The following is a 19,391-nucleotide window of genomic DNA, read 5'->3' as shown; positions in this document are numbered from 1 at the left end:
GGGTGGGAGCTGCAGTGATCGAAACGAAGTTCATCGAGATTCATGGCATGCGGCAAGCGGTCGTGGACGAGGGTGACGGTGACGAAGTCCTGTTGCTGATCCACGGCATGGCGGGCAGCGCGCAGACCTGGCGCGCGGTGTTGCCCCAGCTCGCCAAGAAATACCGTGTCATCGCGCCCGACCTGCTCGGCCACGGCCAGTCGTCCAAGCCCCGCACCGACTACTCGCTGGGCGCCTTCGCGGTCGGCCTGCGTGATCTGCTCGATGAGCTCGGCGTCGAATCGGCGACTGTCGTCGGCCAATCCCTGGGCGGTGGCGTCGCGATGCAGTTCCTCTATCAACATCCCGACTACTGCCGCCGGCTCGTCCTCATCAGCAGTGGCGGACTCGGTCCCGATGTGGGATTGATCCTGCGCCTGCTGGCGGCGCCGGGAGCGGAGTTCGTGATGCCGGTGATCGCACCGTCGCCGGTGCTGCGGGCCGGAAACGCCGTGAAATCCTGGCTGAGCTCGGCCGGGTTGCGCTCCCCGCGGGGCGCGGAAATGTGGAGCGCGTACTCGTCGTTCGGGGACAGCGAGACACGTCAGGCGTTCCTGCGGACCCTGCGTTCGGTGGTCGATTATCGCGGTCAGGCCGTGAGTGCCCTGAACCGGCTGAACCTGCGCGAGGGTTTACCGATACTTGCGATCTGGGGCGAGCAGGACAACATCATCCCGGTCGACCATGCCTACGCGGCGTTGGAGGCCCGCCCGGACTGTCGCCTCGAAATCCTGCCTGGCGTAGGGCATTTCGCGCAGGTCGAAGCACCCGATAAGGTGATCGAGCTGCTCGACGAGTTCATCTCCACGACAGGGCCAGCCGACCCGAGCCGCTGATTTTCACCCGCAGGCCTCGTGGGTGTGGGCGGGGTCATTTTTACGAGACTCTTGAATTCCGGAACTGAGTGGTTCAGGATCCAGGTGTGACGACGAGCACACCGACGGCGGCGCCCCGCCGAGGCAGGCCCCGCGACGACCGGCTGGACGCCGCGATCGTGGCGGCGGCGGTCGCCGAGGTCGGCGCCAAGGGGTGGGGTGGCGCGACCATCGAGGGGATCGCCGCCCGTGCCGGCGTCGGCCGTGCTTCCATCTACCGGCGTTGGGGCAGCAAGTACGAGCTGTTCCACTATGCGGCGGTATCGATCACCCAGCCGTCCGAGGGTGTGGACACCGGGTCCTTCGTCGACGACCTGTTCGTTGCGCTGCTGCCCATCGCGGACATGCTGACCCAACCCGAACTCGCCGCACTGCTGCCGTCACTGCTCGCCGAGGCCACCAACGACGAGGCGGTTCGCTCCACGGTGCACACCTTTGCCGGGCGGTGCCGGCAACAGGCGATCGACGCGGTCGAGCGGGCCCGCGCACGCGGCGACGTCGCGGAATCGACCGACGCCGATGCCCTTGTCGACATGCTCGCCGGCGGGCTTGTCTACCGGCGGCTGCTGCTCGGCGAGGTCGCCGACGCCACCGCTGTGCGCGCACTGATCCGGCAAGCCCTAGGGGAGTAGCCATGACCCACGTCCTGGACGTCGATCTCACCGATCCGGCGCTCTACACGGATGGCTTCCCGCACGAGGTCTTCACCGAATTGCGCAGTCGCGGTGCGATACACCGGCACCTTGCCGTCGAGGGCCGGCCGGGGATCCCGCCGATCCCGTTCTGGTCCATCGTCACCCACCCGGAGATCCAGCAGGCCAACCGCGACTGGAAGACCTTCGCGGCCGCGGGTGGGCCGATGATGGAACCGAACCCGCTGCTGTCGGCGGGTCGCACACTGGTCTCGATGGATCCGCCCGATCAGGCGGAGATGCGCCGCATCATCACCTCGGAGTTCACGCCGCGGATGATCGGCAGGCTCGAGCAGCTCATCGCCGCCCGCACCGCCCAGATCCTCGAAGCGGCGTCGGGCGGCACCTGTGATTTCGTTCGCGATATCGCCTATCAGGTGCCGATGCACCTGATCGCCGACATCGTCGGTATCCCCGAATCGGACCGGCCGTGGGTGTTCGAGCGGGTCGACCATCTGCTCAAGTCCGGTGATCCGTACCGCGGTTACACCGAAGAAGACCGGCTGGGCTTCCAGGTCGAACTGTTCGAGTACGCGCAGGGGCTCAGCGCCGAGAAGCGGGCGCACCCGACCGATGACGTGTGGACCAAGCTCGCCGCGCAACTCGACGGCTTCGAGCTGGACATGTTCTTCCTCATCCTGTCCGTCGCCGGCAGCGAAACCACCCGAAACGCATTGACCCAGGGCCTGATCGCGCTGCTCGACAATCCCGATCAATGGGCGCAGCTGCGGTCGGACCAGCAGCTCGCCGCGACCGCCGCCGATGAGGCGATCCGCTGGGCCAGCCCCGTGCTGTTCTTCGGCCGCACCGCCACCTGCGACGTGACCGTCGGTGGGCAGGACGTGAAAACCGGTGACCGCGTGCTGTTCTGGTATCCGTCGGGCAACCGTGATGACACCGTGTTCGCCGATCCCTTCCGGTTCGACATTCGCCGCTCGCCCAACCCGCACCTGTCCTTCGGCGGGGGCGGCGTGCACTACTGCCTGGGCGCGAACCTGGCGCGCAAGGAGGTCCAGGTGGTGCTCGGGGCGCTCGCGGCCGGCAACGACATCGAACTGGCCGGACCCGCGGTGTGGGCGGGTGGCGGGCCTGTGCACAACGTCGGCATCGGGATCGACTCACTGCCCGTGCGGGTCACCGCGCGCCGCTGATCGCGTTGTTCAGCCGCGACTCGCCGGGGCCGGAGCGCAGGCTCTGGACCTGCGGGTACCGACGTGGCATGCCACGGATACCGTTGCGGGTACAGACCTGCGGGCGGTGGCTGATGCACTTCGCCGCCGTGCAGCGCGGAAGGGCAGGGTTTACGGCGGCATGGCGGCACCCAGAGGCACGTGCAGTGACCGACAGCGCGTTGCGACATGGGTCGCCACGCTGAAGCGTGCGGGGCACTCCCATTGAGGGAAACCGGGGTCGTCCGGAAGCGGCGGCGGTGGCTGAAGATGCTCGCCGCAGTCATCGCGGTGGTAGTGGTCGCACTCGGCGCGGCCACCGCGGCGGTGCAGCACGGTCTGCCGTGGTGGACGGGGGACCGGGACCACAATCATGTGTTCGACGGGCCCGCCGGAAGCCTGCGCTACCAGGTTCATCTGCCGCCGCAATACGACAGCGGCACTGCGCTCCCGGTGATCATGGCGATCCACGGCTGCGGGATGACCGGCTATGGATTCAACTCCATGAAGGCGATGACACAATTCAACTCGCTGGCCGACCGCGAAGGGTTCATCGTCGTCTATCCGACTCAACGGATGTTCCAGAATCTGCTGAACTGCTGGGAATCCAACGATCCGCGGCAGCAACGCCGCAACACAGGCGAACCCGCGCTACTGGCCGGCGTCGCACGCCGGGTGGTCGACGAGTACAACGCTGACGGCGATCAGGTGCACGTGGTGGGCGCGTCATCCGGTGCGGGCACGGCGGTCATTCTTGCTGCGACTCACCCGGACCTATTTGCCACCGCCACTTCGGTGGCCGGCGGTGAGTACGGGCTCAACCAGGTGGATCCCGGTAACCCGGACGCCATGCCCCCGGAGCGCACCGCCCGTCAGGCGTGGGCGCAGATGGGTGACCGCGCCCGGCACGTCCCGCTGCTCATCGTCCAGGGCAAGCAGGACACGGTGGTGCCCCCCGCCGTGGCCACTCGGCTCTTCACGCACTGGTCGGTGGTCAATGACCTGGTCGACGACGGACTGCTCAACGACAGCCTTGGGTGGGTGAAGGAGACGATGACGGTGCCGGCTGCGCCCGGTACGCACCCGTTCACGCGCACCACGCTCAGTGGCTCCGACGGGTTCGCGTACATCGACATGTACCTCGTCGAGAACATGGGTCATGCTTATCCTTCACCGACAGGGGAGGGCCTTTTTGCGGATCGGTCCGGACCAGATGCGAGTTCTCTCGCTTGGCAGTTTGCCGAGAAGCACGCCGCGCGGCTCTGACCTGGCGCCGTGAATGCCCACCGACTGATCGGCGGCCCTAGGCTGGTCTCGATGTTCGCGATCACGCCCACGACGCTCGCCAATGCCGGCTCCGCGGAACGCTTCCCCGTTCGCCGGGTTTACTGCGTCGGCCGCAACTACGCCGACCATGCCGCGAGATGGGTGCCGACCCGGACCGGGAGCCGCCGTTCTACTTCACCAAGCCGGCCGACGCCGTCTTCACCGATCGGGAGGGCTACGGTGGCGGCCCGGCGCATCGGCTGCCGTATCCGCCGCAGACGCAGAACCTGCACCACGAAATCGAACTCGTGGTGGCCCTGGGTGCCGGCGGTGCCGATCTGGACACCGACAATGCGCTCCAACATGTGTGGGGTTACGGGGTGGGTGTCGATCTGACCCGCCGCGATCTGCAGGACGTGGCCAAGCAGGCGCGCCGGCCTTGGGATCTGGCGAAGGGTTTCGATGCGTCCGGCCCGGTGTCGGAATTGGTGCCTGCCGAATCGGTGGACCCCACCCTTGGACGGATCTGGCTGAGCGTCGATGACGACCTGCGCCAGGAAGGTGACCTCGCCGACCAGATCTGGCCGGTCGCCGATGTCATTGCCCACCTGTCGAAATCGGTCACGCTGCGTCCCGGTGACCTGATCATGACGGGCACCCCGGCCGGGGTCGGAGCGATCGCCCGTGGGCAGCGGGTTCGGGGTGGCATCGACGGTGTCGGCGAACTGGCGTTCGTCGTCAAGTGAGCCCCGGCGCCGGGACCTGGTTGTCCGACGGTGGCGCTGCGAAGGGTCGCACAGCTACTCGGCGATGACCGCGGCAAAACCCGACACCGCGCCGACGATGACCTCGCCGCTACAAGGGGCCGAAAACGTCAGGCGACGTCTGCGTCCACCACGTTGCGCTCACCGGGCGCCTGCGCGCACGTCGAGCAGTCGGCCGAATCGATATCGATGTGTCCGCAGCTCGTGCAGATGAAAGGGATCATGTCGGCGCCTTCAGGTCGGTGGTACGGCGCCGTATCGCGCCAATGCCACGCCTGTACCCCGCAGGTATCCCAGCTCAAACCGGCTCAGGTGAACGAGAGATGAACTTTCGTGCGGCACCGGGCCTGCGACGGGATCCCGGGCACGGTGCCGCACGGGTCGCTCAGTAGTCCCAGACGGCCGGGATGAAGCGGAATCCGCTGCCCGCGGTCGCCACGTGGCAGACCGACGGGAACGGCAGATGGGTGGCGACGAGCTGCTCGCCGGTGGCCGCCAGCTCGGTCAACAGCTTGATCCGCACCCGCGTCGACTCCTCGGGATCGTGTTCGAAACCGTTCTGCCAGTCGGGGTTGTCGAACCCGGTCTGGAACACCGCGTCACCGGCGAAGGTGAGCGCCTCGCCGCGGGACTCGATACGCACGATGCTGTGGCCAGGGGTGTGGCCTCCGGTGCGGCGCAGCAGCACGCCGGGCGCCACCTCGTACTCGTTCTCGAAGGTCCGCAGTTGACCGCGGTAGACATCGAGGAACTGCGCGGCCGTCCGCCGCAGTACCTCGGGAATGGGTGCGGGCATCACGGTACGGGTGAAGTCGGGCGCCTCCCAGAACTCGGCCTCGGCCGCGGCGACATGCACCCGCAGATCCGGGCGCAGCTTGTTGCGAAGTCCATCGACGAGCAGCCCGCCGATGTGATCCATGTGCAGGTGGGTGAGCACCACATCGGTCACCGAGGACGGCTCGACCCCGGCGGCCACCAGACGCATGCTCAGCTGCCCGGCCCGCGGGAAGTCCGGGAACTCGGTGCCGAGGCCGGAATCGATGAGGATGGTCTTGCCGCCGCTGCGCACCACGGCCACATTCAGCGGCCAGTCCGTGATCTCCGGTGGCAGGTACATGTCCTTGAGCCATTCGGACAGCGCGGCGGGCGCGACGTTCGTGGCCATCGTCGAGGCCGTGATCGGCAGCACGCCGTCGCTGATCACCAGCACATCGATATCGCCTACCTGCAATGCGTAGCGCGACGGTACCAACTCGTCGAGCCCTGTCCTGCTCAGATCTGCAACGCTGTCCACGCTCATGGTGTTCTCCTGATCGTCGTGTCGACGAAGGTGCGGGCTGCCCTTCTACCCGCTCGAACGCACGGTTTTCGCAGAGTTTTCCCGATCAGGCATCCTGGAGGTATGAATTCTGCTCTGGACGCCACGCCTGATGCTCTGCTGGAGGAGTTTCAGGTGTTGCGGGAGGAGTTTTCTCGATTCATGTTCGCCTACAAGTTCGGCATGGACGAGGTGACCACCAAGGTCTCCATTCTTCAGCAGGAGTTCAAGCATCTGCAGAAGTACAACCCGATCGAGCATGTGACCAGCCGGCTCAAGACGCCGGAGAGTGTGCTCGACAAGATCGCCCGCAAGCAGTGCGAGCCCCGTTTCGAGGAGATCCGCGCCAAGATCACCGATATCGCCGGCGTCCGGATCACCTGCTCGTTCACCTCAGACGTCTACCTGATTTCCGACGCGCTCACCCGGCAGGACGATCTCACCGTGCTGCAGCTGAAAGACTATGTGGCCGAGCCCAAACCGAATGGCTACCGGAGCCTGCACCTCATCGTCGAGGTACCGGTCTTCCTGTCCAGCGGCGTGGTCGCCGTTCCGGTCGAGGTGCAGGTGCGCACCGTGGCGATGGATTTCTGGGCCAGCCTCGAACACAAGATCTTCTACAAGTACTCCGGTGCGGTCCCTCCCCATATTGCTCGCAGCCTGGAGGAAGCCGCGACCACCGCTGCGCGATTGGATGACGAGATGGAAAGCCTGCACCATGATGTGCACGGCGCGCTGCCACCCGTCCCGGTCGAGATGGCCAGCGGCAGCATCCCGATCCCCGACGCGGTGCTGGCGCGCTTTGCCCAGCAGCGGCAGGGCTCGTCGACGCTGATATAGCGGGCAGGTTAGAACCGTTCCCGCAGTGGTCGATTGTGCGGGCTGCTGCGGTAGATGCCGCGGTCGATGAGCCGGGGGACCACCTCGTCGATGAACTCGCGGATCGCGGCCGAACCGGCGGAGAACATCAGGTTGAAGCCGCCGACGTTGCCGTCCTCATGCCAGGCCGCGAAGTCCTCGACGAGTGCGTCGTAGGTGCCGACGAACTTACGGTGCGTGGCGCCACCGCGGCCGACGGCCTGCGCGACGACCTCGCGCACCGTCACGCCGGGGCGTTCCTGGATCCAGGTGTAGAGGCCGACGTAGTTGCCGAAGGTGCTCTTGATCGTCTTCTCGACATCCTGGGGGCGGGGGAGTTCGTGGGTGGGGAACGGCTCGTTGATGTCGCCGTAGCGGATATCGAGTCCGAACTGGCCCAACGCGAATGGCGCGATCGGTTCCCAGTCGACGTAGCTGTCGAGTTCGGCCAGCTTCTCCTCGGCCTCCTTGGTGGTCTTGCCGAGGTAGGGATCAGGCCCGGGATGGGTGGCACCGAACCGGGGCGCGGCCCTGCTCGACGAGCGCCTTGTCCAGCGTCTCGCGGTACTCGGCCGCACTCTCGCGGGTCGAGGAGTTGGTGAACACCATCTCCGCGTGTTTGGCGGCCACCCTGATCCCGGCGCCCGATCCGCCCGCCTGCGCGATGAGCGGGCGGCCCTGCCGGCTGGGCGCGATGTTGAGCGGGCCGGTGACCTCGAACAGGTTGCCCTGGTGGTTGATCGGCTCGGCGTAGAACCGGGTCAACCCGTCGGGATCGCGGCGCAGGGATCGGTTGTCCCACAACGCCCGCATGACGTCGAGGAACTCGTCGGCGCGCGCGTAGCGGGCCTCGCGGTCCAGGTGCTGTTTGAGGCTGTAGTTCAGTGCGAACTGGTCGATGACGGAGGTGACGGCGTTGTACCCGGCGCGCCCGTCCGACGCCTGGTCGAGGGAGGCCAGCAACCGCGCCAGGTTGTAGGGGTCGTAGAACGTGGTGGACGCGGTGGCGATCAGGCCGACATGCTCGGTGTGCTGAGAAATGGCGGCCAGCGCGGTGAGGGGTTCGGCGGGCCCGCCGTCGAAGGCGGGGGATCCCTGCATGCCCGGAATGTCGCCGACGAACAGCGCGGTGAACAGCCCCTCGTCGCCGAACCCGCCGTACTCGATCAGCCGCTCGAAGGAGCCGCGCTCGGGCACCCCGTGTGCCCGCTCAAACTTGTAGGCCCCCTGGTGCAGGTTGATGTCGTTGGCGACCAAATTCAGATGCAGATAACGCTTTTCGGCCATCGGATGGCTCCTATCGGTCGGTGCGAGGCGCGTTCAGCGCATGGTCGAGTACAACGCGTCGGTCATCGCTTCGATGGCGGCGTCGCGGTCCAGCGGCCAGCCGTCGACCAGCCACAGATGCATGAAGGAGTCGACCATCGTGTACATCATCGCGATGGCCAGGCGCAGTTGAGCTTCGGTGGCGCCGGGTACGGCATCCGTGCGGACCCAGTCGTTGACGTTGGCTTCCATGGTCGCGCGGTGCGCCGCGGCGAACTCGGGGTCGGCGGCGCGCGCCTGGTGCAATGCCGTGTACAGCTCGGGTGCCGAGGTGTAGAAATCGACGACCTTCTCGAAGAAGGAGCGGACCGAGGGGCGCCCGGATGTGCCGCCGCGCGGGTGATCCTCGTCGGACCATCTCGTCATCCGGGTGTTGCGCAGTTCGCGCAGCACCGCCGCCTTGCTGTCGAAGTGCAAATAGAACGTGGCGCGGCCGATCCCGGCGCGCTGCACGATGTCGTCGATGGTCGTTGCGACATAACCGCGTTCGGCGAAGGCCTCCAGCGCCGAGGTCATGATGTGGTCGCGCGTCATGATGCGGTGGCGGTCGCGCATGGTGAGTTTCGGGGAGGTCTGCGTCGTCATGTGATGGTGACCCCCTCGAGGCGTCCGGTGGCGCGCCAGGCGTCGAGCATGTCGAAGAAGTCGGTCGGTTTGCCGCCGAAATTGTTTGCGAGCATGCCGTGCGGATTGTCCTTCTGGCCTTCGGAACTCAGGTAGCTCGGCGTGCAGTCCGCGTAGAACGCCTTCGGCCTCTCGGAGGCCTCGTTCATCGCCGACAGCCACTCGTCTTCGGCTTCGCGGGTCGCTTCGATGGTGGCCGCGCCGCGTTGCACCCACGTGCCGACCAGGTAGGTGAAGTGGCGGGCGCGTTCCTCGGCGGTGTGGGTGTAGTTGGGGGAGACCCCTGATTGGGTGTAGCCCAGGAAGAAACAGTTGGGGAAGCCGTGGGTCTGCAGGCCGTGGAAGGTGCGCATGCCCTTGGCCCATGTGTCGCTGAGGCGCACGTTGTCGCGGCCGGTGATCTCGAAGCCCAGGCGACGGGTGAACTCGGTTCCGACGTCGAATCCGGTGGCGAAGATCAAGGCGTCGAGTTCGTAGTGCACGCCGTCGACGACGGCCGTTGTCTCGGTGAACCGTTCGACGCCGCGGCCGTCGGTGTCGACCAGCGTGACGTTGTCCCGGTTGAACGTTTTGAGGTATTCGTCGTGGTAGCCGGGGCGTTTGCAGTTCAGTTTGAACCAGGGTTTGAGCGCTTCGGCGGTCTGCTCATCGGCCACCACGCTGGCGATGCGCCCACGCAGACGTTCCATCGCGTCCCAGTCGGCGCGGTACAGGAATTCGGTGATCTCGTCGGGGGTCATCTCCCGGCCCAGTCTTTGGGTTTCACGGATGACGGCCGGCTCCGTCAAAGCCAGCGCGTTGCGCGTCCAGCCGTCATCGGTGAGATCGAGGTCCATCTCGACCCCGCAGGTGACTCGGGTGAAGTTCTCCATCCGCGCGCGCTGCCAGCCCGGTTTCAGGGTGGCCGCCCAGGCGGGGTCGGTCGGGTGGTTGTTGCGTTCGGCGACCGTGCTCGGGGTGCGCTGAAAGACATAGACCTGCTGGGCTTCCCGGCCCAGGTGTGGGATGCATTGCAGACCGGTGGCGCCGGTGCCGATGACACCGACCCGTTTGTCTTTGAGTTTGATGAGGCCACCGGATTCGTCGCCGCCGGTGTAGCGGTAATCCCAGCGGCTGGTGTGGAAGGTATGCCCGCGGAACTCGTTGATGCCGGGGATGCCCGGCAGCTTCGGTCGGGTCAGGGATCCGGGGGAGACGGCGACCAGGTTCGCGGTGAGACGGTCCTTCCGATCAGTCTCCACGACCCAGTGCTGGGCAGCGTCGTCCCATGTCATGGCCGTGACGGTGGTCTGCAGCAATGCGTTTCGGTACAGCCCGTAGTGGCGGGCGATGGCCTGCAGGTGCTCCCGGATTTCCGGTCCGTGGGCGTAGCGCTCGGTGGGGATGTAGTTCAGTTCTTCCAGGAGCGGGAGGTAGATGTAGGACTCGATATCGCACTGGGCGCCGGGATAGCGGTTCCAATACCAGGTGCCGCCAAAGTCGCCGGCGGTGTCCACCACCCGGATATCGGTGATCCCGGCCTCCTGCAGCCGCGCCGCGGCGATCAGACTGCCCAGCCCGCCACCGATGATCAGTACCTGGGTGTGATCGCTGAGGGGACCACGCTCGGTGCGCTCGGTGTACGGGTCGTCGGCGTAGTGCGAGAAATCGGCGGTGACCTCGACGAACTGGTCCACGCCGTCGGAGCGCAGGCGCTTGTCGCGTTCGGCGGCGTACTTGGCTCGCACCCAGGCAGCGTCGTAGACGGCAGGTTGGGGACCCGGTGACATGTCGTGGCTCCATCCATCTCGCTGGACGGCGTGTCCAGTGAATGTACTTGGCGTCATGTTTACAGAGAATACGTCTTCTGTAAAGGGCTATGCGCCGAAGAGGATGTATGTAGGCTCCGTGTGACGTGCCACCTGTAGTGGCCATTCCGCCCTTCCTGATCTCCTCCGCGCCAGACCCTGGAGTGCTCCGTGACAGACGCCCCGATTCGCCTCGTGCAGTGGACCACCGGCAACATCTCGCGTGAGGCGGTCAGGGGCATTCTCGAACGCCCTGGGCTGGAACTGGTCGGCGTATTCGCCTACAGCGCTGACAAGGTAGGCAGGGACCTCGGCGAGCTCTGCGGGCTCGACCGCAGACTGGGTATCGCGGCGACCAATGACATCGGCGAGATCCTCGCGCTGAAGCCAGACTGCGTTGTCTATATGCCGTTGCATCCCGACATCGACCATCTCGAGACGTTGCTTCGTGCGGGCATCAATGTCGCGACGACTGCACACTTCATGACCGGCCGTGCGTATGGCGAGGAGAGTCGTGCGCGGATCGAGGCCGCCGCCGTCGAAGGTGGTGCCAGTATGTTCGGCAGCGGCGTGAACCCGGGCTACGTGCAGTATTTGGCGTCGATCGCGACCAACGTGTGCCGTACCGCCAACTACGTGAGCATTCTGGAGTCTTTCGACATCGGGCCCTGGGCCGGGGACGCGAACCAGGACGAGCTGGGCTGGGGGCGTCCGGCAGGTGACGCGAACCACGAAGCTGACATCGCCCACGCCACCATCCCATTCGGCGACACCTGCGAGGCGCTGGCCGACCTGCTTGGCCTCGCCCTCGACGGAATTCGGTGCGATGTCGAGTTCGCCTACGCGGCAAAAGATCTCGATATCCCCGGACGTGATGTTCGCGCAGGTACCGTTGCCGGCATCTACGCACGCTGGATCGGCTCGGTCGGTGGGTCGGACGTTGTCGAGACCGCCGTGAAGTGGACGATCACCCCCAACCTCACTCCGGCGTGGAACATCGCAATGGCCTACGAGATCGAGATCCGTGGCCACCCGAACGTCACCCTGCGGGCCGGAGTGCTGCCGGAATTCGGCTCGATGACCATGGACGAGATGGTCGGCATCGGCTCGGTGATCACGGCCATGCCGGTTGTCAACGCCATTCCGGCCGTCGTGGCTGCGCGGCCAGGCATCGTCGGCTACTCCGACCTTCCCGCCGTGGGAACCCAGTTGGTGCCCGCGCCGCCGCCCGTGGCGTCGGCTGAGGTCCCCCCACCCTCGCATCCGCACTTCACACGTCAGTCAACCCTGCAGGAACTCGCCGCGTCACGAATCGGGCGGCTGCTCAACCGCGTCGTCGCCCGGCAGGCCAGGAAGACGGCCACCAATGACCGCGAGGTCGCGATGTTCGTAGGCATGGCCGCCTACCAGAGTGTTGCGCAAATGGTCTCGATGAGCGACGGCAAGATGTCCTGGGCGGTCGCGGACTCGATCATCGACCTGGCGAACGGTCAACCCCTTCGAATTGCCCTGCGGGCCATAGCCGCGGTCCGGAAACGATGGCAAGCACCCGGATAGATGATCCGGAGCCGTACCGCGTGCGTTGTGCGGGTTTGGGCGCGTAGTTCTAGGGAGGCGGGTCGTCTTCTCGGGGTGCGAGGAGGCGTTCGGGGTGATGCAGGTTGTTGAGATGGGCTCGGCCGGTGGTGGGGTCGATCCATTCGAAGCGGCCGTCGGGGCGGCGTCGGGTGCTCCAGCCGGTGTCTTCGATCATCTGGTTTGCGGGGGCGCAGGCCAGGGTGAGGTCGTCGATGTTGGTCTGTCCGCCGTGTTTCCAGTCCTTGTGGCCGTGGTGGGCCTGAGTGTCGTAGAACGCGGCGTCGCAGCCGGGGCAGGTGCAGCCGCGTTCGCGGCCGAACAGTGCGAGTTTCTGGGCTCCAGTGGCGCAGCGTTGGGCGCGGCCGAGGTGCAGGGCCATGGAGGTGTGGCCGTCGAAGACGGCGAGGTAGTGGTAGGCCCCGGCGGCGGCCATCGCGATCAGATCGCGCATGGGGAGCACCGACCCGCCTCCGGTGACGGCGTATCCGGCGCCGGCGTGGAGTTCATGCAGGGTCGTGGTGATCACCACGGTGGTGGGTAGTCCGTTGAGTCGGCCCAGAGTCTGGGAGCGCAGCAGCAGGTCGAACGCGGCTTCGACGGCGTCGTGGAGGTAATGGGCCTTGGTGCGCCACTGGTCATCCAACAGCGGCGGGGACGGGTCCTCGTGGAGCGGAGGAGACGGATTGTCCTCGCCGGCAGGGTGTTCGGGTTCGGGCTCGGGTTCGTCAAACAGTGGCGGTTGCGCTTCTGTGGGCTCGGGCTCGGGTGCGGGGTGGCGGCCGCGTTCGGAGAATTTGGCGAGGATGGGTTCGATCATGGCGCGCAATTTCGGGGTGACCCACCCCGATAGGTAGCTCAGGCCGTCGGGTTGTTGAGAGCCCAGGTGCAGGCCGGCTTTGCGTGCGGCGGCGTCGGCAGGTTCCTCGCCGTCGGGGTGTAGCAAGGCCAGCAGGTGGATCGCCAGGACGGTCAACGAGTGCGGGTCCAGGTCGGCGGCGGCCGCGACCAGTGACTGCTCGGCTTGGGAGCGGGTGATCGGGTCGACAGTGGCGGGCAATGCGTTGAAGAACTTGCGGATCACCTCGAGGTGTTCCTCGCCGAACGCGCCGCGCGACAGTGCGGCGGCGGTGTGTTCCCATTCGGGCGCCATGTCTTGGCCCTGCAGTGTTCGCCGCGGTGCCAGTTGGGTGGCGCGGGTGAGGAGTTTGTGGGCGCGGCCCTTGCTCATTCGGGTGTGCAGGGTGAGCAGTTTCGTCCAGGAGGTCGCCCCCAACTCGGCGGGAGTGGCTTCGCGTTGCAGACGGGCCAGGATCGCGTATCCGAGCATCGGGACTCGGTGCGTGGTCGTCTCGACGTCGGCGAACGCGGTGAGCAGGTCTTGGTGTGAGCAGGCATCGACATCGGCGGCCAGCAGCGCGTCCACACTCGCGGTGTAGGCGCTGACCGCAGCGGCCAGATCCGATGTCATGTATCGAACATACGTGCTACCACCGACAATTCCGGCTCGCGTGACTGGTGAAACCAAAGGGGCGGAAGATGTTTCACGTCAACGACGCCACCGGTGTCGCGCTCCAAGAGCCCCCCCTATATAGTGGACACGATGTTCAGTAAATCCCGGGTCGCGTGATGACCGCGCCCGCCACGGAGACCTCAGCCGACCGTGTCGGCTCAGGCGGCGCCCGGCACTGGCTGGCCGTCGCGTCGGCGACGTTCGCGATCGCATGGGGCGGTAACGAATTCACTCCGCTACTGGTGATGTACCGCGCCCAAAGCGGCTTCTCCGCGGTCACCGTCGATCTACTGCTTTTCGCGTATGTCCTCGGTATCGTGCCCGGCCTGCTCGTGGGTGGCCCGCTGTCGGATCGCTTCGGGCGTCGCCCGCTGATGCTTCCTGCACCGATACTCGCCGCGGTGGGTTCGCTGATCTTGGCGGGCGGCGCGGAATCCGCTGTGGCGCTCGGTGTGGGCCGGGTGTTCAGCGGACTGGCACTTGGTCTTGCGATGGCCGTCGGTGGCAGTTGGATCAAGGAACTATCAAGCGCTCCGGGGGAGCATGGGAACGCCGGCGCCCGGCGCGCCGCCATGAGCCTGACAGCGGGTTTCGGCCTCGGCGCCGGTGTTGCGGGCACGCTCGCCGAATGGGGACCCGCGCCCACAGTGCTGCCGTACGCGATCAACGTGGTGATGGCGCTGGCCGCAGCGGTTCTTCTCCTCGGTGTTCCCGAGTCGCGTGTCCGCAGCACCTCGGCCCGCCCGTGGTGGACCGACCTTGTTGTGCAGGGGGCCTCGCACCGACGTTTCCTGTTCGTGGTCGTGCCGCTCGCCCCGTGGGTCTTCGGTGCAGGCGCTTCGGCGTACGCAGTACTTCCTGCGCTGATGTCAGAACGTGCCGCCGCGGCACCCATCGCTTTCTCTGCTCTGCTGTGCGTCGTCGCTCTGGGTGTGGGATTCGCGGCTCAGCACATCGGCCGCAACCTCGTCACGGCCGGCCGCGCTGGCGTGGTCGCTGCGCTGGGCCTGGTCATCGTGGGTATGGGTCTTGCCGGGTGGGCTGCCACGGTACTGACGATGTGGGCGGCGCTCGTCGCGGCCGCGGTGCTCGGCGCTGGATATGGAATGGCCCTGCTTGCCGGTCTTCAGGAGATCCAGCGCATCGCGGGACCTGACGACCTTGCGGGCCTGACCGCGGTGTTCTACTGCTTGAGCTATCTCGGGTTTGCGGTCCCCGCGGCACTGGCGTTCCTGTCGCGGTCACTGAGCTATCCGGTGATGTTCGGGTTCGGGGCAGTCGCCGCCGCGGTATGTCTGGTCATCGCGGTCGCAGGATCCAAGAGGGCGCTGCAATAAGCTGCGAGAATGGTTTCCGGTCCTGACACGGCGCGTGGCGGCGCTCAAAGGGGTCGGCCGCGCAGCGAAGCTGCCCGCCACGCAGTCCTCACAGCCGCCGCGGAGTTGGCATTGGCCGGGGGCCCCGCGGCCGCGACGATCGACGCCATCGCCAAGCGCGCGGAAGTGAGCCGCACGACGATCTACAAGTGGTGGCCGTCGGCGGCGGCAATCGTGTTGGAGGGTCTGCTCGATTCGGTGCGCGATTCCATCACGCGCCCGACGGGCAGTACGTCGGTCGGGGCGATCGTCCATCACGTCAGTGCTCTGTTCGGCATCCTCGCCGATCCGTCCGTCGGGCCGCTGCTGCGCAACGTCATTGCGGCGTCTGGATTCGATCCCGCGATCGAGCGCGCATTGCGCGACCAGTGGATCACCCCGCGTCGCGCAGCCGTCGCCGACACCCTGCGCGGTGCCGTGCGCCGCGGGGAGTTACCTGCCGACGTCGACATCGAGGTCGCCGTAGACGCTCTTGTGTCCCCGCCGTACTACCGGTTGATGTTCGGGATGCCGCCACTGGACGACGCCGCGGTTCACCGATTGGTGCAGACCGTCTGGCAGGGCTGTGAGTCCCGTACGACGCCGGGCCCGCACTGATCCAGTTGGCCCTTGGGGGCGACGGTGATCGGTACCGTCGGGTGGTGATTGGTCGCCCGAATACTGGTGACGAGTCGATTCCTGGCTGCACGACCGGAAGGACCATCTTGTGTCGACCAACTTCTACGCCGACGTTTCATCGGCGTCCCAGCATGCACTGGCCGCGCTCGCGCTGACCGGTGGCAGCCGCGTCGGGGTACAGCGCGACCCCGTGTACGCCTGGGCGCTGGACCCGGCGCCGACCCGGCAGGTCGGGCTCGTCAGCGGAGGCGGTGCCGGCCACGAACCGATGCACGCGGGCTTCCTCGGCCGCGGTGGCCTGGATGCGGTGTGCCCGGGGGAGGTGTTCACCTCGCCGCACAATCGTCAGATCCACGCGGCCAGCACCAAGGTCGCCCGCGGCGGCGGCGTCGTTCACATCGTGAAGAACTACACCGGCGACGTGCTGAACTTCGCGATCGCGGCCGAACGCCTGCGGGCAGACGGAGTGGCGGTCGACCGGGTGCTGGTCGATGACGATCTGGGTTCAGAGGGGCAGGAAGTCGGACGGCGTGGCACCGGGGCGACGGTGATCGTCGAGAAGATCCTTGGTGCGGCCGCCGACCGCGGACTTTCCTTGGAAGATCTCGTCGCACTCGGCCAGGGTGTGGTGGCGGCGTCGCGCTCGGTGGCGGTGGCCCAGCGCGCCGGCACCGTCCCGGGGTCGGACCGTCCGGCATTCGACGTCGCGCCGGGCACATTGGAATACGGCGTCGGCATCCACGGTGAGGCGGCCCGCGAGTCCATCCCGCAGCCCCCGCTCAACGAGCTCGTCAGCCGGATGGTCGGCGAGCTGCTCGACAGTCTCGACGTCGACGAGCACGGAGTTCTTGTTCTCGTCAACGGGCTGGGCGGCACCGGTGATCTCGAGTTGCTGCACGTGCTGGCGGAGGTCGAACGGGTACTCGCCGAACGTGATGTGGTGCTGCGCAGCGCAGTCGCAGGCACGTACGTCTCGGCCCTCGATATGGCCGGCTACTCGATCACCGTCACGGCCGTGAGCGACGAGCAGTGGCTGACCGACTGGTGTGCTCCGCACGCCACCACCTCGCTACCGTCGCCGGTGCTCGCCGCGACCACGGTCATCGGTGAAGTGGATGAGCCGAGCGCCGGCGAGCCCTCGGCGTGGCTGCGGCAGCTGGCCGATGACATCGCCGAAATCAGGGAACCCCTGAATGATCTCGACCGGCGAGCCGGGGACGGTGACATCGGGACCAACCTCGACAATGCGCTGCAGGCAGCGGTCCGCCGCGGTACCGGAGCGGATGCGGACCTGGCCGCTGATCTGAAATCTCTGGCCACCGCCTTTTCCGAGGACGTCGGTGGTTCCAGCGGTCCGCTGTTCGGCCTCGTCCTGGTCCGCATCGCCACTGCGGTCGCCACCGATGCCGGTGCTGTCGTACAAGGGTTGCGGGACGGCGTCGAGGCCATCACCCGGGCGGGTGGGGCGCGGGTCGGCGACCGCACGATGGTGGACGCACTCGTTCCGGCCGGGTGGGACGGCGACACCGCACGCGGCCGGCTCGACGACGACGCACTGGAAGCCGCGCTGGCCGGTGCGATCGCCACCAGCACCATGGTCGGCAAGCGCGGCCGATCCAGCTACGTCGGCGAACGGGCGATTGGCACCACCGATCCCGGCGCCTTGGCCGTCGTCGCCGTGCTGGTCGCGATCGTCGAACGCATCGACGGAGACATCCGACGCGACGAATTACGCACCCGCCTGGCGGAATTGGTCCAAGGATGACGTCGACGCCACGAAAACACCTTTGTGGTCCTCGACAAATGACATCCACGCCGGCCGTTGACTAGAGCCCCATGTCCTCGGGCCGGATCTGGTTGCCGGCCGACTCGACCGCGACCGCTGCGTCCTCATCTACAGCGACATAGGCCGTGGCGCCGCTGCGCAGGCCGGTGCTGCCGCCGATCATCCGGTCGATCATCGCGGTGCTGTCGGCCTGCCACTTCGCGACGGCTGCACCGAGTGCGGCTGCAGACCTTGTAGGTAGCCCCTTCTGCGCGCCCTCGAACCGAGCGTCGGCATCCGCGCACCGCGCGCGAACGCTGTCCGCGTGCGCATCGACTGTCGCTGCGGATACCTGAAGGTCCTCGGCAACAACCCGCACCTCAGACATCTGGCCCCCTCGCCGCCCGTGCAATTGACCCCCGCAGTCAGCCTACTGCGCGTCGAACACCCGGCAGCGCACCAATTTCGACGTTTGAATGCCCGCCCGGCTGAGGCGCTCCGGTTCGACTCGCCGGCGCGCTGCAGTGCGCAGTTCTGTCAGCCGGTGACGTCCCGGCCGATCAGTTGTCGCGCGACGATCCACTGCTGGAGTTCATTGGCGCCTTCGAAGATCTCGAGAATCTTGGCGTCGCGATACATCTCTTCCAGCCGGACCGACTCTCCGGTTTCGCCCACCTGGCGGGCGAAACCGAGAGCGCCGTGGATCTGTATCGCGTCGCGGATCAGGTCGTTGGCCAGGCGTGTGCCGTAGGCCTTGGCCATTGCGGCTTCGGGTTCGGCGTTGCGGTCGCCGCGGTCGAGCAGGGTGGCGGCCTTCTGGTAAAGAGTGCGGGCGCATTCGATTTCGGTGGCCCGCTGGGCCATGGTGAACTGCCAGTGTTGCATCGCGCCCAGGGGTCCGCCGAAGACGTGGCGGGTGCGCAGGCGTGCGACGGCGAGATCCAGGGCGGCTTGGGCGACACCGACACCCGCGGCGCCGATGCCGACGCGGCCGCGTACCAGTGCCGATAGCGCGACGCTGAGGCCGTTTCCTGCGTGGCCGAGCAGGTTGGCATGCGGGACAAGAACGTCGGTGAAGATGATGTCAGCGGTGATCTGTCCGCGGTGCCCCATCTTCAGGTCCGGCGCGCCGATCCGGACGCCCGGCGAGGACAGGTCGATCAGCAGCATCGTCGCTCGGTCGCTACCGGCGCCGGCGCGCACCAGCACCGACACCCAACCCGCCACGATGCTGTTCGTGATCCACCGCTTGCGGCCGTTGACCACATAGCCCGCCGGGGTGTCCGCGGCCACGGTGTGCATGCGCTCGGCGGTGAGGTCCGAACTGGTTTCCGGCTCGGTGGTGGCGAACGAGAACGCGGTCTGTCCGCTGATCAACTCGGGGATCAGCTGTCTGCGCAGTTCCTCGGATGCGTAGGTGAGTGTCTGTGGTACCAGGATGCATTGGCCGTCGTAGACGCCGGCCATGGAGGACGAGTGATACGCGATCTCTTCGGTGACAGTGCAGGTGCCGAGCATCGGGTGCTGCAATCCGCGCCCGTACTCGGGCCCGAACGGAACGGCGAACATCCCCTCGTCGGCGAGACCGCGGAACGCGGACCACGGAAAGCTGTCGGCAGATTCTTCACGGTGCCCGATCTCGCGGGCGAACGGCGCCAGCCGCTTCTCGACGGCGGACCGCGCCTGCAGGCGTAGCTCGATGATTTCGTCCGGCAGCCACACATCGTGGGTCATGTGGTCTTGAGTTCGCCGCACCGGGGGATTGGCGGGCGGCGCATCCGTGGTCGACATCTGGACTCCTTCTGTATCGAGTTCACAGTAACAGT

18 protein-coding genes are annotated in these 19,391 nt (G+C 66.7%); 10 read left to right on the top strand and 8 right to left on the bottom strand.

The window, feature by feature from the left end; all coding sequences use genetic code 11:
- Positions 1 to 14: 14 nt before the first annotated feature.
- The 5 genes from EXE63_RS06395 to EXE63_RS06375 all read left to right on the top strand — a co-directional run bounded on the left by EXE63_RS06395 (position 15) and on the right by EXE63_RS06375 (position 4,787).
- Positions 15 to 875 (top strand): alpha/beta fold hydrolase, encoded by an 861-nt coding sequence (locus EXE63_RS06395; RefSeq protein ID WP_168141278.1) that lies wholly within the window; start codon positions 15 to 17, stop codon positions 873 to 875.
- A gap of 86 nt (positions 876 to 961) precedes the next feature.
- Positions 962 to 1,546 carry a TetR/AcrR family transcriptional regulator gene (locus EXE63_RS06390; protein WP_168141277.1) on the top strand — a complete coding sequence of 195 codons (585 nt, stop codon included), beginning with the start codon at positions 962 to 964 and terminating at the stop codon, positions 1,544 to 1,546.
- Between the two features lie 2 nt (positions 1,547 to 1,548).
- Positions 1,549 to 2,757 (top strand): cytochrome P450, encoded by a 1,209-nt coding sequence (locus EXE63_RS06385; protein WP_168141276.1) that lies wholly within the window; start codon positions 1,549 to 1,551, stop codon positions 2,755 to 2,757.
- Between the two features lie 288 nt (positions 2,758 to 3,045).
- A complete protein-coding gene (locus tag EXE63_RS06380; RefSeq protein WP_168141275.1) occupies positions 3,046 to 4,041 on the top strand; it encodes an extracellular catalytic domain type 1 short-chain-length polyhydroxyalkanoate depolymerase in 996 nt (331 codons plus the stop codon).
- A 158-nt stretch (positions 4,042 to 4,199) separates the two neighbouring features.
- Positions 4,200 to 4,787 (top strand): fumarylacetoacetate hydrolase family protein, encoded by a 588-nt coding sequence (locus tag EXE63_RS06375; RefSeq protein WP_210000330.1) that lies wholly within the window; start codon positions 4,200 to 4,202, stop codon positions 4,785 to 4,787.
- A 403-nt stretch (positions 4,788 to 5,190) separates the two neighbouring features.
- Here EXE63_RS06375 and EXE63_RS06370 read toward each other — a convergent pair whose 3' ends face one another.
- A complete protein-coding gene (locus tag EXE63_RS06370) occupies positions 5,191 to 6,105 on the bottom strand; it encodes an MBL fold metallo-hydrolase (RefSeq protein ID WP_168141274.1) in 915 nt (304 codons plus the stop codon).
- A gap of 102 nt (positions 6,106 to 6,207) precedes the next feature.
- Between EXE63_RS06370 and EXE63_RS06365 the strand changes: the two genes are divergently transcribed.
- Positions 6,208 to 6,963, top strand: coding sequence for a GTP pyrophosphokinase (locus EXE63_RS06365; protein ID WP_168141273.1), 756 nt, complete (start codon positions 6,208 to 6,210; stop codon positions 6,961 to 6,963).
- Positions 6,964 to 6,971: 8 nt separating this feature from the next.
- Here EXE63_RS06365 and EXE63_RS32820 read toward each other — a convergent pair whose 3' ends face one another.
- Genes EXE63_RS32820 through EXE63_RS06350 form a run of 4 tightly spaced genes read right to left on the bottom strand, consistent with a single transcriptional unit; the run spans position 6,972 to position 10,700 of the window.
- On the bottom strand, positions 6,972 to 7,559 hold the full coding sequence (locus EXE63_RS32820) for an LLM class oxidoreductase (RefSeq protein WP_234904389.1): 588 nt from the start codon (positions 7,557 to 7,559) through the stop codon (positions 6,972 to 6,974).
- Positions 7,474 to 8,268 carry an LLM class flavin-dependent oxidoreductase gene (locus EXE63_RS32815; RefSeq protein ID WP_234904388.1) on the bottom strand — a complete coding sequence of 265 codons (795 nt, stop codon included), beginning with the start codon at positions 8,266 to 8,268 and terminating at the stop codon, positions 7,474 to 7,476. Before EXE63_RS32815 ends, EXE63_RS32820 begins: the two co-directional genes overlap by 86 nt.
- A gap of 33 nt (positions 8,269 to 8,301) precedes the next feature.
- Positions 8,302 to 8,892 carry a TetR/AcrR family transcriptional regulator gene (locus tag EXE63_RS06355; protein ID WP_168141272.1) on the bottom strand — a complete coding sequence of 197 codons (591 nt, stop codon included), beginning with the start codon at positions 8,890 to 8,892 and terminating at the stop codon, positions 8,302 to 8,304.
- Positions 8,889 to 10,700 (bottom strand): flavin-containing monooxygenase, encoded by a 1,812-nt coding sequence (locus EXE63_RS06350; protein ID WP_168141271.1) that lies wholly within the window; start codon positions 10,698 to 10,700, stop codon positions 8,889 to 8,891. The genes EXE63_RS06355 and EXE63_RS06350 overlap by 4 nt, the downstream gene beginning before the upstream one ends.
- A 213-nt stretch (positions 10,701 to 10,913) precedes the next feature.
- Between EXE63_RS06350 and EXE63_RS06345 the strand changes: the two genes are divergently transcribed.
- Positions 10,914 to 12,275, top strand: a complete 1,362-nt coding sequence (locus EXE63_RS06345) for an NAD(P)H-dependent amine dehydrogenase family protein (protein ID WP_168141270.1) — start codon at positions 10,914 to 10,916, stop codon at positions 12,273 to 12,275.
- Between the two features lie 49 nt (positions 12,276 to 12,324).
- Here EXE63_RS06345 and EXE63_RS06340 read toward each other — a convergent pair whose 3' ends face one another.
- Positions 12,325 to 13,764: an HNH endonuclease signature motif containing protein gene (locus EXE63_RS06340; protein ID WP_168141269.1), complete on the bottom strand. Its 1,440-nt coding sequence runs from the start codon at positions 13,762 to 13,764 to the stop codon at positions 12,325 to 12,327.
- 158 nt (positions 13,765 to 13,922) lie between these two features.
- On the opposite strand from EXE63_RS06340, the gene EXE63_RS06335 reads away from it, so the two are divergent.
- From EXE63_RS06335 to EXE63_RS06325, 3 genes are all read left to right on the top strand, one after another.
- Positions 13,923 to 15,143, top strand: a complete 1,221-nt coding sequence (locus EXE63_RS06335) for an MFS transporter (protein ID WP_168141268.1) — start codon at positions 13,923 to 13,925, stop codon at positions 15,141 to 15,143.
- Positions 15,144 to 15,152: 9 nt separating this feature from the next.
- Positions 15,153 to 15,779 (top strand): TetR/AcrR family transcriptional regulator, encoded by a 627-nt coding sequence (locus EXE63_RS06330; RefSeq protein ID WP_168141267.1) that lies wholly within the window; start codon positions 15,153 to 15,155, stop codon positions 15,777 to 15,779.
- Between the two features lie 109 nt (positions 15,780 to 15,888).
- Positions 15,889 to 17,565: a dihydroxyacetone kinase subunit DhaK gene (locus EXE63_RS06325; protein WP_168141266.1), complete on the top strand. Its 1,677-nt coding sequence runs from the start codon at positions 15,889 to 15,891 to the stop codon at positions 17,563 to 17,565.
- A 61-nt stretch (positions 17,566 to 17,626) separates the two neighbouring features.
- On the opposite strand, the gene EXE63_RS06320 is transcribed toward EXE63_RS06325, so the two are convergent.
- Together EXE63_RS06320 and EXE63_RS06315 are read right to left on the bottom strand one after the other, a co-directional pair.
- Positions 17,627 to 17,953, bottom strand: a complete 327-nt coding sequence (locus EXE63_RS06320; RefSeq protein ID WP_168141265.1) for a hypothetical protein — start codon at positions 17,951 to 17,953, stop codon at positions 17,627 to 17,629.
- 149 nt (positions 17,954 to 18,102) lie between these two features.
- Entirely contained in the window at positions 18,103 to 19,356 is a 1,254-nt protein-coding gene (locus EXE63_RS06315; protein ID WP_234904387.1) for an acyl-CoA dehydrogenase family protein, read from the bottom strand.
- Positions 19,357 to 19,391: the final 35 nt, after the last annotated feature.

The sequence above is a fragment of the Mycolicibacterium frederiksbergense genome, from assembly GCF_012223425.1.
In the GTDB taxonomy this organism is placed as follows: Bacteria; Actinomycetota; Actinomycetes; order Mycobacteriales; family Mycobacteriaceae; genus Mycobacterium; species Mycobacterium frederiksbergense.
The sequence above is the reverse complement of the archived record's forward strand: the minus strand, read 5'-3'. Positions and strand labels throughout refer to the sequence as shown.

Coding starts and splice junctions, on each gene's coding strand:
- EXE63_RS06385 (WP_168141276.1), top strand. CDS start 1,549: ATGACCCACGTCCTGGACGTCGATCTCACCGATCCGGCGCTCTACACG.
- EXE63_RS06380 (WP_168141275.1), top strand. CDS start 3,046: ATGCTCGCCGCAGTCATCGCGGTGGTAGTGGTCGCACTCGGCGCGGCC.
- EXE63_RS06375 (WP_210000330.1), top strand. CDS start 4,200: ATGGGTGCCGACCCGGACCGGGAGCCGCCGTTCTACTTCACCAAGCCG.
- EXE63_RS06370 (WP_168141274.1), bottom strand. CDS start 6,105: ATGAGCGTGGACAGCGTTGCAGATCTGAGCAGGACAGGGCTCGACGAG.
- EXE63_RS06365 (WP_168141273.1), top strand. CDS start 6,208: ATGAATTCTGCTCTGGACGCCACGCCTGATGCTCTGCTGGAGGAGTTT.
- EXE63_RS32815 (WP_234904388.1), bottom strand. CDS start 8,268: ATGGCCGAAAAGCGTTATCTGCATCTGAATTTGGTCGCCAACGACATC.
- EXE63_RS06355 (WP_168141272.1), bottom strand. CDS start 8,892: ATGACGACGCAGACCTCCCCGAAACTCACCATGCGCGACCGCCACCGC.
- EXE63_RS06350 (WP_168141271.1), bottom strand. CDS start 10,700: ATGTCACCGGGTCCCCAACCTGCCGTCTACGACGCTGCCTGGGTGCGA.
- EXE63_RS06340 (WP_168141269.1), bottom strand. CDS start 13,764: ATGACATCGGATCTGGCCGCTGCGGTCAGCGCCTACACCGCGAGTGTG.
- EXE63_RS06335 (WP_168141268.1), top strand. CDS start 13,923: ATGACCGCGCCCGCCACGGAGACCTCAGCCGACCGTGTCGGCTCAGGC.
- EXE63_RS06330 (WP_168141267.1), top strand. CDS start 15,153: ATGGTTTCCGGTCCTGACACGGCGCGTGGCGGCGCTCAAAGGGGTCGG.
- EXE63_RS06320 (WP_168141265.1), bottom strand. CDS start 17,953: ATGTCTGAGGTGCGGGTTGTTGCCGAGGACCTTCAGGTATCCGCAGCG.
- EXE63_RS06315 (WP_234904387.1), bottom strand. CDS start 19,356: ATGTCGACCACGGATGCGCCGCCCGCCAATCCCCCGGTGCGGCGAACT.